This window comes from Pseudomonas sp. GL-B-19 (genome assembly GCF_019956415.1).
Lineage (GTDB): Bacteria > Pseudomonadota > Gammaproteobacteria > Pseudomonadales > Pseudomonadaceae > Aquipseudomonas.
The window spans coordinates 13757-26657 of the sequence record NZ_JAHBDK010000013.1 but is presented as its reverse complement, the minus strand read 5'-3'; the positions used below and the strand labels follow the sequence as shown (position 1 = coordinate 26657).

Annotated in this window: 8 protein-coding genes; 3 read left to right on the top strand and 5 right to left on the bottom strand. The window is 58.8% G+C overall.

Annotated features, from left to right (window positions below):
• Positions 1-95: 95 nt before the first annotated feature.
• Genes KGB06_RS02590 through mfd form a run of 3 tightly spaced genes read right to left on the bottom strand, consistent with a single transcriptional unit; the run spans position 96 to position 6821 of the window.
• The gene (locus KGB06_RS02590; RefSeq protein WP_223511668.1) at positions 96-2789 is read right to left on the bottom strand and encodes a DEAD/DEAH box helicase; all 2694 of its coding nucleotides are present in this window, start codon (positions 2787-2789) and stop codon (positions 96-98) included.
• A gap of 5 nt (positions 2790-2794) precedes the next feature.
• On the bottom strand, positions 2795-3361 hold the full coding sequence (locus tag KGB06_RS02585) for a CsiV family protein (protein ID WP_223511667.1): 567 nt from the start codon (positions 3359-3361) through the stop codon (positions 2795-2797).
• 10 nt (positions 3362-3371) lie between these two features.
• The gene (gene mfd, locus KGB06_RS02580) at positions 3372-6821 is read right to left on the bottom strand and encodes a transcription-repair coupling factor (RefSeq protein WP_223511666.1); all 3450 of its coding nucleotides are present in this window, start codon (positions 6819-6821) and stop codon (positions 3372-3374) included.
• 363 nt (positions 6822-7184) lie between these two features.
• Here mfd and KGB06_RS02575 point away from each other — a divergent pair, with 363 nt between their 5' ends.
• The 3 genes from KGB06_RS02575 to sthA all read left to right on the top strand — a co-directional run bounded on the left by KGB06_RS02575 (position 7185) and on the right by sthA (position 11540).
• Entirely contained in the window at positions 7185-8648 is a 1464-nt protein-coding gene (locus tag KGB06_RS02575; protein WP_223511665.1) for a glyceraldehyde-3-phosphate dehydrogenase, read from the top strand.
• 272 nt (positions 8649-8920) lie between these two features.
• Positions 8921-9937 carry an FAD:protein FMN transferase gene (locus KGB06_RS02570; RefSeq protein WP_223511664.1) on the top strand — a complete coding sequence of 339 codons (1017 nt, stop codon included), beginning with the start codon at positions 8921-8923 and terminating at the stop codon, positions 9935-9937.
• A 208-nt stretch (positions 9938-10145) separates the two neighbouring features.
• Positions 10146-11540: a Si-specific NAD(P)(+) transhydrogenase gene (sthA, locus tag KGB06_RS02565; RefSeq protein ID WP_223511662.1), complete on the top strand. Its 1395-nt coding sequence runs from the start codon at positions 10146-10148 to the stop codon at positions 11538-11540.
• A 42-nt stretch (positions 11541-11582) separates the two neighbouring features.
• Here the strand turns inward: sthA and KGB06_RS02560 are convergent, their stop codons facing one another.
• Entirely contained in the window at positions 11583-12305 is a 723-nt protein-coding gene (locus KGB06_RS02560; RefSeq protein WP_223511661.1) for a glycerophosphodiester phosphodiesterase, read from the bottom strand.
• A 14-nt stretch (positions 12306-12319) separates the two neighbouring features.
• Entirely contained in the window at positions 12320-12898 is a 579-nt protein-coding gene (locus KGB06_RS02555) for a PilZ domain-containing protein (protein ID WP_223511660.1), read from the bottom strand.
• Positions 12899-12901 lie beyond the last annotated feature (3 nt).

Here is a 12901-nt window from a genome sequence, read left to right as displayed (position 1 = left end):
ACTCTATCGCGGGCAAGCCACGCTCCCACCGGTTCAGTGATTTCCTGTAGGAGCGTGGCTTGCCCGCGATAGCAATCTGTCTGGCACCATAGATCTCAGCGCTTTTCGAGTTTGTCCGGCAACGGCGCAAACAGCGCTTCAATATCATCACTCTGCAACTTCCAGTCCCCTGTCTTGCGTCCATCCAGAACGCCGGCGGCGAGGTCGGATTTTTCTTTCTGCAGATGCTGAATCTTCTCCTCGACGGTCCCCCGGGCAATCATCTTGTAGACGAATACCGGCTTCTCCTGACCGATACGGTATGCCCGGTCAGTTGCCTGATTCTCCGTCGCCGGGTTCCACCATGGATCGTAGTGAATGACCGTATCCGCTTCGGTCAGGTTCAAACCAACACCACCGGCCTTCAAACTGATGAGAAAAATCTGACGCTTGCCGCTCTGAAAGTCTTTCACCGGTGCGCGTCGGTCGCGTGTCTGCCCGGTCAGTAGTGCGTACTCAACGCCACGTTTCGTTAGCTCGACCTCGATGAGCGCCAACATCGACGTGAACTGCGAGAACAACAGAATCCGCCGACCCTCCTCGAACAACTCCTCAAGCATTTCCATCAAGCTGTCGAGCTTGCCCGATGTGCTGCCGCGAGTCGGCAGGACGGCATCGTTAACCAGGCGCAAATCACAGCACACCTGACGCAGTTTCAATAGCGCCTCAAGAATGATGATCTGGCTGCGCGCCACGCCTTTGCGGGTGATCTCGTCGCGGACTTTCTTGTCCATTGCCAGGCGCATGGTTTCGTATACGTCGCGCTGCGCTTCGTTGAGTTCGACCCAGTGAATGATTTCAGTCTTCGGCGGCAATTCCGTCGCGACCTGTTCCTTGGTCCTACGCAGCAGAAACGGTTTGATCCGACCGTTGAGGTGTTGAAGTCTGACTTCACTGGCGCGCTTTTCAATCGGCACACGGTAATCGCGGTTGAAGCTTTTCACATCGCCAAGCCAGCCCGGCAGCAGGAAGTGAAACAGCGACCACAACTCACCCAGGTGGTTTTCCAGCGGCGTACCACTGAGGCACAAACGTTGACGCGCATTCAGTTCGCGCGCCGCCTGCGCCGCCTTGCTGTTGGGGTTTTTGATGTACTGCGCTTCATCCAGCACCAGCACATGCAAAGGCTGCGCGGCGAGGCGTTCGACGTCCTTGGGCAGCAGCGCATAGGTGGTCAGGATCAGGTCGTAGTCGGCCATATTATCGAAGTGTTTTTTGCGACTGGCGCCGTACAGCGCCAGCACTTTGAGTTGCGGCGTGAAGTGCGCTGCTTCGTCGAGCCAGTTCGGAATCAGGCTGGTGGGCATCACCACCATGCACGGCCGATCGAGGCGTCCAGCCGCTTTCTCAGTGAGAACATGCGCCAGGGTTTGTAGGGTTTTACCCAGGCCCATGTCGTCCGCGAGAATCCCGCCGACCTCCAGTTGCCGCAGTGATTGCATCCAGCTCAAGCCTTCGAGCTGATAGGGGCGAAGGGTTGCGTTCAAGCCTTCAGGTGCGGTTGCGGTGTGGTCCTTGATGTCGCGTAAACGCTGGGCAAAGGTGCGGATCTGTTCGCCACCTTCCCAGAGCAGCGGCAAGTCTTCCAGCGGATTCAGGCGCGTCGCGTCGGCCTTGCTCAGCCGTAGCGTGGTTTCGCCAGGTTCCTGCAGATAGAACTCGCCGAGCGTCGCCAGCACCGGCTTCAAGCGGCCGAAGGGCAGGGCGACTTGCAGCGGGCCGTACTCGGAGTTCGGGCGATTGGGGATGTTCACCAGGATCAGCTCATCGTCGCGACGTCGGGCGAGGCGTTCCGGATTGAGAATTTCAGTGTGCGAGCGCATCAGGTTCAACAGGATCGGCAGCAAACTCAGGCGCTCGCCGTTGACGATGATCCCCAGTTCCAGATCAAACCAGTCGCGCTCCGGCACCTGCTCGACGGTGGCGTACCAGTCGTCCACGGCGGTCAGGTCGAAACCGAAGTCTTCGTCGATTTGCAGCTCCCAGCCCTGGGTGCGCAGCTTGGGTATTTCATTGAGGGTGAACGTCAGCCAGGCGCTGTCGTTGACCATCTCGTAGAGTTCGCCGGCACTTTCCGGCAAGGCTTTGCTTTGTCGGGTGGCAATCTTGAAGCCGAGGATTCGTAACTGTTCCCTGTAGGTCTGTTCGACATCCGGGTGACGTTTTATCCGCAGCGTCTGGGTTTCCTGGCGAATCAGAATGTCGGCGTTCTTTTGTCCGCAAACGTATTCATCCAGATAGCTAAAAGACAATGCCGCACGATGCTGAATGTAGCGCTGCATCTTGCCGTTGCGCGGTTCGAAGGCGCTGAACTCGATGCTCGCCAGCCACAAGCGCGGCACCGGTTGAACGTTATCCACAAGCACTTGCGGCGGTGCTTTAGGGCCGCGGTTTTCCAGTACGGCCTGAAGTTTTTCCAGCAGATCGGCATCTTGCGCAGCCGCGGGGTAGGCCAGTGTTTCTTGCACCTTTAGCAACACCGCTGCGCAATGTTTGCAGTTGCTGTGAACCGGGCAGGTGCAGGTCGCGTCAACCATCAGCAAGGTGGCTTTGGCTGACTCACGCAGGCGAATGGTCTGACGGTAAACATTACCGCCCGAGCCTTCGCACGCAGCGGTGATCGTAGCGTCACCGACCTCGACGATCCTGACGCGGTTCTCCAGCGCGTAGCGACGGCCACGCTCCAGGCTTTGTTCCTTGAATCGGCTGACCCAGGAAGGTGCCAGGGGTTTGCTCAGGGGCGAGGGCATAGCAATCAGTCCGGAATTTCTTCGGGGACTGGCCGAGGAGCAGGGGCGGTGAGCGAGGTGATCTTGATCAACAGGCCGAGGTGGCCGTTGTCGAGGAAGTTCAGCTCGCCGTTCTTGGTATGGCTTTCTTGCTTGAGGCGTTCGCTGGCGGTGACTGTGCCGTTGCCATCGATCTGGTTGACCCAGAAATCGGCGTCGACGTCGGTGAAGCGCCCCAGCTTCAGGTTCAAGGTGCCCTCAATCGGGAACTGACCGTATTGTTCCTTGCCGTCGCTGATCGCGATTTTGCTGTCTTGTTCGCCGAGGGTTTGTTGCCAGGCCTTGTGCAGTAACACAGTGTAGTCAGCGCTGGCGGTGAGTTTTTCCACTTCGCCATTCAGGCTCGGCGTGCGCAGGCTGTCTTTGCTGATGGGCTGCGCGCCGGCGGCCCAGTCTTCCGGTGCCGCGCGGCTGACGATGGCGGGCACGGCGTTTTGCCGGACCAGAATCATTTCAATCTGATACAGATCATCGGCAAACGCCGTGGGTGCGATCAGCGTTAACAGCAGGGGCAATGAGCGAAACAGGCGCATGCGGCGTCCTTCAAGCAGTTTTCGGGATAAGGAGCTCAAGCAGCGCCTCTACAGTATTAAAGCGTTCTTCCGAACGCTCCATCGGCACCATGAATTTAAACATCGTGGCGCCTTCGAATTTATAGCGTTTGGGCTGGCCCTGAATCAGTTTGATCAGTGTCAGCGGGTCGACCGGCGTCTGTGCCGCAAACTCGATGCGGCCACCTTGCGGGCCGCCGTCGACTTTCTTGATGCCCAGCAATTCAGCCTGCAACTTCAGCGCCGTGATGCGGATCAGGTTCTTGGTCGGCTCTGGTAGCAGGCCGAAACGGTCGATCATTTCTACTTGCAGGTCTTTGAGGCCGTCTTCATCGGTGGCCGAAGCGATGCGTTTGTAGAGAATCAATCGAGCGTGAACGTCTGGCAAATAGTCTTCGGGAATCAACGCCGGTACGCGCAGGTTGACTTCCGGACCACCGCCCAGCGGCTGATCAAGGTTCGGCTGCTCGCCCTTGCGGATCGACTTCACCGCGCGCTCGAGCATTTCCATGTACAGCGTAAAGCCAACCGCCTGGATCTGCCCACTCTGACCATCGCCCAACAGCTCGCCGGCGCCACGGATTTCCAGGTCGTTGGTCGCCAGTACGAAGCCTGCACCGAGGTCCTGGGTGTTGGCGATCGCTTCCAGGCGCTTTTCCGCATCCGGGGTGATTTGCTGGCGCGGCGGTGTCAGCAGGTACGCATAAGCCTGGTGGTGACTGCGACCGACACGGCCGCGCAACTGGTGTAGCTGCGCCAGGCCGAACTTGTCGGCACGCTCGATGATGATGGTGTTGGCGCTCGGCACGTCGATGCCGGTCTCGATGATGGTCGAGGCGATCAGCACGTTGAAGCGCTTGTGGTAGAAGTCGCTCATCACCTGTTCGAGTTCACGCTCGCGCATCTGCCCGTGGCCAATGCCGATCCGTGCTTCCGGCACCAGTTCGGCGAGGTCGGCGGCGCATTTCTCGATGGTCTTCACGTCGTTGTGCAGGTAGTAAACCTGGCCACCACGCAGCAACTCACGCAGCAGGGCCTCTTTAACCGTGCTCTTGTTCTGCTCCATGACGAAGGTCCGCACCGACAGGCGACGGGCCGGCGGGGTGGCGATAATCGACAAGTCGCGCATGCCCGACACTGCCATGTTCAGCGTGCGCGGAATTGGCGTGGCAGTCAGGGTGAGAATGTCGACTTCACTGCGCAGCGCCTTGAGCTGTTCCTTCTGACGGACACCAAAACGGTGCTCTTCGTCGATGATCACCAGCCCGAGGTTTTTGATCTTCACGTCGTCTTGCAGCAACTTGTGCGTGCCGATCACGATGTCGATCTTGCCTTCGGCCAGGTCCGCGACGGCGGCGTTCACTTCCTTGGTCGACTTGAAGCGGCTCATCACTTCCACGGACACCGGCCAGTCGGCAAAGCGGTCGCGGAAGCTGTTGTAGTGTTGCTGGGCGAGCAGGGTGGTTGGCACCAGAATTGCCACCTGCCGACCGCCATGTACTGCGATGAAGGCTGCGCGCATTGCTACTTCGGTCTTGCCGAAACCGACGTCGCCGCAGACCAGTCGGTCCATCGGCTTCGGCGCGAGCATGTCGGCGCGTACCGCATCGATGGTGGTTTGCTGGTCCGGAGTTTCTTCGAACGGGAAACCGGCGCTGAACGTCGCGTAGTCAGCTTTCGGATCTTCGAAGGCATAGCCTTCGCGGGCGGCACGACGGGCATAAATGTCGAGCAATTCGGCGGCGACGTCACGCACCTGTTCGGCGGCTTTGCGTTTGGCTTTTTGCCAGGTTTCGGAACCGAGACGGTGCAGCGGGGCCAAGGCATCGTCGCTGCCGGTGTAGCGCGCGATCAGGTGCAGGTTGGCCACCGGCACGTACAGCTTGGCGCCTTCGGCGTATTGCAGTGTGAGGAATTCGGCGGCCTGATCGTCGATTTCCAGTGTCGCCAGCCCGAGGTAGCGACCGACGCCGTGATCGATGTGCACCACCGGCGCGCCTTCGCGCAATTCGGTGAGGTTCTTGATGACTGCATCGTTGTTGGCGTCGGCGCGTTTTTCGCGGCGACGACGCTGCATCACGCGTTGACCAAACAACGGGCTTTCGGCCACCAGCGCCAAGGCCGGATTATCGAGTACCAGGCCTTCATCGAGCGGGGCGATGGTGATCGCCAGACGCTCCTTGCTCGCGACGAAGTCTGGCCAGCTGTCGACTGTTTTCGGTCGCAGCTTCAGGCGTTCGAGCAATTCCAGCAGCACTTCGCGACGACCCGCTGACTCGGCGGTAAACAGCACGCGACCGGGGAATTCGTCGAGGAAGCCCGCCAGCGCTGCCAGCGGCTGAGTGGCCTTGGCTTCGATGGCCAGGTTCGGCAATTCCCGCGCAGGGAAACGTTCGCGGCCGACGCCGGTTTCCACGTCCTGTTGGCTGGCAACCACACGCGGCCAGCTTTTCAGGCGGGCAAAGCAATCCTCCACGGGCAGGAACAACTCGGCCGGCGGCAATAAAGGACGGGACGGGTCGACGCGGCGTTCTTCATAACGATTGCGCACGTCATTCCAGAAATTTTCCGCCGCCTGCTCGATGCCCGGCAAGGAAAACACTTGCGTGTCCTGCGGCAGGTAATCGAACAGCGTGGAGGTTTCGTCGAAGAACAGCGGCAGGTAGTACTCGATACCGGCCGGTGTAATCCCGCTGCTCAAATCCTGAAAGATCGGGCAGCGGCGGAAGTCGACATCAAAGCGCTCACGGAAGCGTGCCTTGAAGCGGGTGACCGCATCTTTTTGCAGCGGAAACTCACGCGCAGGCAATAGTCGGACGGTGTCGACCTTGTCGATGGAGCGCTGGTTTTCCGGATCGAATGTACGCAGCGTCTCGATTTCGTCATCGAACAGGTCGATCCGGAAGGGTAGTTTGCTGCCCATCGGGAACAGATCGATCAGCGAGCCGCGCACAGTGAACTCGCCATGCTCGTACACCGTGTCGACGTAGCGATAGCCGCTGGCCTCAAGCCGGGTGCGCATTTGTTCGACGTCGAGCTTCTGGCCAACATCCAGCACCAGGCTGCTGCCCAGCAGGAACTTGGTCGGGGCCAGGCGATGCAGGGCCGTGGTGATCGGCACCACCAGAACGCCATGACTCAGCTCCGGCAACCTGTAAAGGGCTGCGATGCGCTGGGAAATAATGTCCTGGTGCGGCGAAAACAGATCGTAGGGCAGGGTTTCCCAGTCCGGGAAGTGCAACACGGGCAAATCCGGGGCGAAGAAACTCAGCTCCTGCTCAAGCCGTTCGGCACTTTGGCTGTCGGCGGTCAGCAGCAGGGTAAAGCGCTTGGCAGCGCTGGCAGCCTCGGCGATGGCCAGGCTGAGGGCGGCACCGGGCAGGTTGCCCCAGTGCTGTTTACCTGCCGCGGCAGGGAGAAGCGGTAGACGCAGAACGGGCACGGAAGGTTGAGCTCCAAGCGTTGCGACAAAGTCGGTAATTGTAGCGGTCCCGGGTGCCGCCTGTCAGTTGCAGACTGTGTCTATTACGTAGGGTTGGCGAAATGTAGTGGTAAAGACAAAATCTGCCGGTTTTTTACTGAAAATTGCTGAATATGTAGTGGCAAAACCACTCGGTGTTACGGAGGGTTACGGACAAGGTTGCGTTGTCTCCAAAAAATTGACTGCGCTGCAAGGCCCGGTTTTATTGGGCTTTAGCGGGGCGTAATTTTTTTGAACAGGAAATTGTTACGGATCGCACGACAAGCGCGCATTGCTACGGGAGGGAGTCGGCGGCATAATGTAGCCCCTTTTTTCTGCCCCTACATGTGGAAGGTTCCCGTGACTCAGAAGCCCGACCAGTGTCTTGGTGAATGGATCGACCGTGAAGCACTCGCAGAAGCGATGATTCCGCTTATCGGTCAGCTCTACCGCAATAACAACGTGGTGAGCTCGATCTATGGCCGCAGCCTGATCAACCGTTCAGTCATTGCGATTCTCAAAGCTCACCGCTTTGCTCGTCATCGTCAGTCCGATGACAGCGAATTGTCCGTCCACGAAACATTCCCGCTGCTCAAGGCGATGAGCGAGCTCAAGCTCGGCGCCGCTTCGGTAGACCTGGGCAAGCTTGCGGTCAAGTTCAAGGCCGAAGGCAAAGGTCGTACTGCCGAGCAGTTCGTCCGTGAAGAACTGGCTGACGTGGTTGGTCAGCAGAACGTTGCCGCTCGTAAAGGCACCGACGTTGTCTTGTACGGCTTCGGTCGTATCGGCCGTCTGCTGGCGCGCATCCTGATCGAGAAAACCGGTGGTGGCGATGGCCTGCGTCTGCGCGCCATCGTTGTCCGCAAGGGCGCCGAGAACGATCTGGTCAAGCGTGCAAGCCTGCTGCGTCGTGACTCGGTTCATGGTCCGTTCGATGGCACCATCACCATTGATGAAGCCAACAGCACCATCACCGCCAACGGCAACCTGATCCAGGTTATCTACGCGAAAAACCCGACTGAGGTGGATTACACCCAGTACGGCATCAAAGACGCGCTGCTGGTGGACAACACCGGTGTATGGCGTGACGCCGATGGCCTGGGCCAACACCTGGCTTGCCCGGGTATCGACCGCGTTGTTCTGACCGCGCCGGGTAAAGGCAAGCTGAAGAACATCGTTCACGGCATCAACCACGGTGAAATCACCGCTGACGACAAGATCGTTTCCGCCGCTTCCTGCACCACCAACGCCATCGTGCCGGTGCTGAAAGCTGTGAACGACAAGTTCGGCATCATTAATGGTCACGTTGAAACCGTTCACTCGTACACCAACGACCAGAACCTGATCGACAACTTCCACAAAGGCGATCGCCGTGGCCGTAGCGCCGCGCTGAACATGGTAATCACCGAGACCGGTGCTGCCACTGCTGCTGCCAAGGCATTGCCTGAGCTGGCTGGCAAGTTGACCGGTAACGCGATCCGCGTTCCGACGCCAAACGTGTCGATGGCCATTCTCAACCTGAACCTTGAGAAAGCCGCCACCCGCGAAGAGATGAACGAGTACCTGCGCTACATGGCGCTGCACTCCGATCTGCATAAGCAAATCGACTACGTCAACTCGCAGGAAGTGGTTTCCACCGACTTCGTTGGCTCGCGCCACGCAGGCGTTGTGGACGCTGAAGCGACCATCAGCCAAGACAACCGCGTTGTTCTGTACGTTTGGTACGACAACGAATTCGGTTACAGCTGCCAGGTGGTACGCGTGATGGAAGACATGGCCGGTGTAAACCCGCCAGCATTCCCGCGCTAAGCGTTAGCTACACATGAAAACGCCCCGACTTTGGTCGGGGCGTTTTTTTTTGTGCATGATTTCGGGTTGCTCCAGCCGGCCTCATCGCGAGCAGGCTCGCTCCCACAATGGTTTGTGTGAACTCTATCAAAACCTGTGGGAGCGAGCCTGCTCGCGAAGGCGTCAGAAAACATAGCATTGAAGCTGGCTGTCACACCCGGCTCTTCCCGGATTTCTATCGCATAATGGCTGGCCTGGCGTTGTGTCAGGAATTAGCTTGGGGAGCGTAGGAATTGTTGGAAAGGTGGCAGGGTGTTTTCTTTGTGCTGTTCGGAGCCTTGGCCGGCTGCGGCAACAGCGACTCCATGGAAAGCTTCAGCGGCCCCACCATGGGCAGCACTTATTCGATCAAATATGTGCGCCACGCAGGCCTTCCCGCCTCGAAAGACGTCCGGGCCGAGGTCGAAAAAATTCTCGCCGGCGTCGATCAACAAATGTCGACCTACCGCAGTGACTCGGACATCGAACGCTTCAATGATCTCCCTGCCAATCACTGTCAGAAAATGCCCGAACCGGTCCTCGGATTGATCCGCGTTGGTGAACAGCTTTCAGAGCAAAGCGAAGGGTCCTACGACCTGACGGTAGAACCTCTACTCAACCTGTGGGGGTTCGGCCCGCAGGCGCGTGAGGAAAAAGTCCCGACTGCTGAAGCGCTAGCCGAAGTGCGGCAGCGAGTCGGTTACCAGCATCTGAGCATCGACCACGATCAGTTGTGCAAGGATGCCGCCGTCGAAGTCGACTTCAATAGCATCGCCGCCGGTTATGCAGTCGACACCATTGCCGCAAAACTCGACGCCATGGGCATTCACAATTACCTCGCCGAAGCCACGGGAGAGCTCAAGGCCGCAGGCAAAAAACTTGACGGTTCACCTTGGCGTATTGCCCTCGAAGAACCCCGGGATGATCAGCAAGTTGCGCAAAAAGTTATCGCGGTCGACGGCTATGGCGTTTCCACCTCCGGCGACTATCGTAACTATTTTCAGCAGGACGGAAGGCGTTATTCCCACACCTTCGATGCCCGCACCGGTGCGCCGGTCCTACACACCCTGGCGTCAGTCACGGTGATTCATCCTTCAGCGCTGATGGCCGATGGACTATCGACGCTGTTGCTGATTCTCGGCCCTGAACGGGGTTGGGACTATGCCCAGGCGCATGACATCGGTGCATTCTTTGTGATTCGTGCCGATACAGGTTTCGTCACACGAACCAATCAGGCTTTTGAACGCCTCAGTGGCGGTAAAACCGAGTGATGACAGCGATTCAAGCGTTAAAGACTGGCGTTGTAGTGCAGGCAAAACTAGCCTACGACGCGACCAAGGGTTAATGTGCGCGGCGTTGACGCTTCTATAGACTGTGTCCGGGCTCTGCATTGGCCCCAAATTGTTCCTTCACGCCACAGATCGGCGTGATTTAGCCGCAGGGTGCCGATGGCGCCGCGGCCTGTTCTGAGGAGTACGCATGGCTGTCTACAACTACGACGTGGTGGTGCTGGGTTCCGGCCCGGCGGGAGAAGGTGCGGCAATGAACGCCGCCAAAGCAGGGCGCAAGGTGGCGATGGTCGATAGCCGTCGCCAGGTCGGCGGCAACTGCACTCACTTGGGTACCATCCCGTCCAAGGCACTGCGTCACTCGGTCCGGCAGATCATGCAGTTCAACACCAACCCGATGTTCCGGGCCATTGGTGAGCCGCGCTGGTTCTCGTTCCCGGACGTACTGAAAAGCGCCGAGAAAGTCATTTCCAAACAAGTCGCTTCGCGCACTGGCTACTACGCCCGTAACCGTGTCGACGTGTTCTTCGGCACCGGCAGCTTCGCCGACGAGCAAACCATCGAAGTGGTCTGCGCCAACGGTGTGGTTGAAAAGCTTGTCGCCAAGCACATCATCATCGCCACCGGCTCGCGTCCTTATCGCCCGGCGGACATCGATTTCCACCACCCGCGTATCTACGATAGCGACACCATTCTCAGCCTCGGCCACACCCCGCGCAAACTCATCGTTTACGGCGCTGGCGTGATCGGTTGCGAGTACGCCTCGATCTTCAGTGGTCTGGGTGTTCTGGTTGAGCTGGTGGATAACCGCGGTCAGTTGCTGAGCTTCCTCGACTCGGAAATTTCCCAGGCGTTGAGCTACCACTTCAGCAACAACAACATCACGGTCCGCCACAACGAAGACTACGACCGTGTCGAAGGCGTGGACAACGGTGTGATCCTGCACCTCAAGTCTGGCAAGAAGATCAAGGCCGACGCCTTGCTCTGGTGCAACGGTCGTACCGGTAACACCGATCAGTTGGGTCTGGAAAACATCGGCGTGAAGGTCAACAGCCGTGGTCAGATCGAAGTGGACGAAGCCTACCGCACCTGCGTACCGAACATTTACGGCGCCGGTGACGTGATTGGCTGGCCGAGCCTGGCGAGTGCCGCACATGACCAGGGTCGTTCGGCCGCTGGCAGTATCATCGAAAACGGTAGCTGGCGTTTTGTGAATGACGTTCCGACTGGTATCTACACCATTCCGGAGATCAGCTCGATCGGCAAGAACGAGCAGGAGCTGACTCAGGCCAAGGTGCCGTACGAAGTGGGCAAGGCGTTCTTCAAGGGCATGGCGCGCGCGCAGATTGCCGGCGAGCCGCAAGGCATGCTGAAGATCCTGTTCCACCGCGAAACCCTGGAAGTGCTGGGCGTTCACTGCTTCGGTTATCAGGCGTCGGAGATCGTGCACATCGGTCAGGCGATCATGAACCAGCCGGGCGAACTGAACACGCTGAAGTATTTCGTCAACACGACGTTCAACTACCCGACCATGGCCGAAGCCTATCGGGTAGCAGCGTACGATGGCCTCAACCGGCTTTTTTGAGCGGCTCCGGCCGGTGGCCTGAGCCGGCCGGGGAGACCGATTTCAGCAACTCTCGAGCGTGGCGCTGGCCAAACCGGGAAAGTCTGTAATCAGGCTGTCAACGCCGAAGTCGGCGAGTCTGCGCATTAGCGCGGGCTCGTTGACTGTCCACACCGACACATGCAGCCCTTGACGCTGCGCCTTCTGCAGGCGTTCCGGCGTACACAGGGTCCAGTTCAGCGCCAGAATCTCACAGCCATAGCTTTGCGCGACCTTCAGCGGGTCAAGCCAGGCGTACTCGGCCACCAATCCGCGAGACACGTCCGGCACCAGGTCCAGTGCGGCTTTGAGCACTTCGCGTGAACTTGAGGTGATCGTGACCTTGTCGAGCAGGCCGAAATGCTGAGCCATTTCACGAATCGCCAGCACGGTCGTGGCAGCGCGGGTGCGTGAGGCGCTTTTGACTTCCAGTTGCCAGTGATCGAAGTCGCACTTCTCGAACAATTCTTCCAGCGTCGGGATCGGGCAGGGTTTGATCCAGCCTGGGCCGCCGTTGCGCGCGTCATAAGTCACCAGTTCCGCCGCCGTATGCTCGACGACCTTGCCACGCCGGTCGGTGGTGCGCTTGAGTGTCGTGTCGTGGATGACCATCAACTCGTTGTCCATGGACAGGTGCAGGTCCAGCTCGCAACGGCGAATACCGTGCTTGAGGCATTGCTGAAAGCTGGTCAGGGTGTTTTCCGGTGCTTCGCCCTTGGCGCCGCGATGGCCGTAGATGAGGGTCACGGTTCTTCCTTAAATTAAATGCTTGATTCGTTTTCACGGGCCAGTCGTCGTTCCTGGGCCTGCTTCTGCAAAATGTAACGGGCCAGCAACTGCCGCTGAGCATCGGTCGGGCGTTCGAACTCGGTGCCGACATCAAAGCTGCCAGCCTTGCGGTCGCAATGGATGACACGGGCTCGCAGCAACAGGCCGAGGGCTTGCGGCATCAGCACCAGCTTGACCGACAGGTGCGTGCCCACGGCGATAGGCGTCGGATGAAGGAACTCAATGCCGCCTTCGGAAATAACCACCGGCTGAGGCTCGCCGATCTGCCCAAGCACAGTGATTGCGATCACCTGGCTCAGTAAATCGATGCGTTTGTTCTGGGATTTCAAGAACGCCGCGAGGTTGCGGTCGCGCTCACTGATCTGGCGTAACAGGTGTTGCGACTCGAATTCGCTCAGGTGCAGCTCGCTAAGCAAATTGAACAATGGAGAAGCATCCTGCAACACTTCCTGGCCAGCGGCCTCGGGAGCTGACAGGGTCCGAATTTCCAGTGCGATCGTGTCCTCGATACGGTAGTATTCGCGGCGATCTTCTTCATCTAATGTCGACATGGC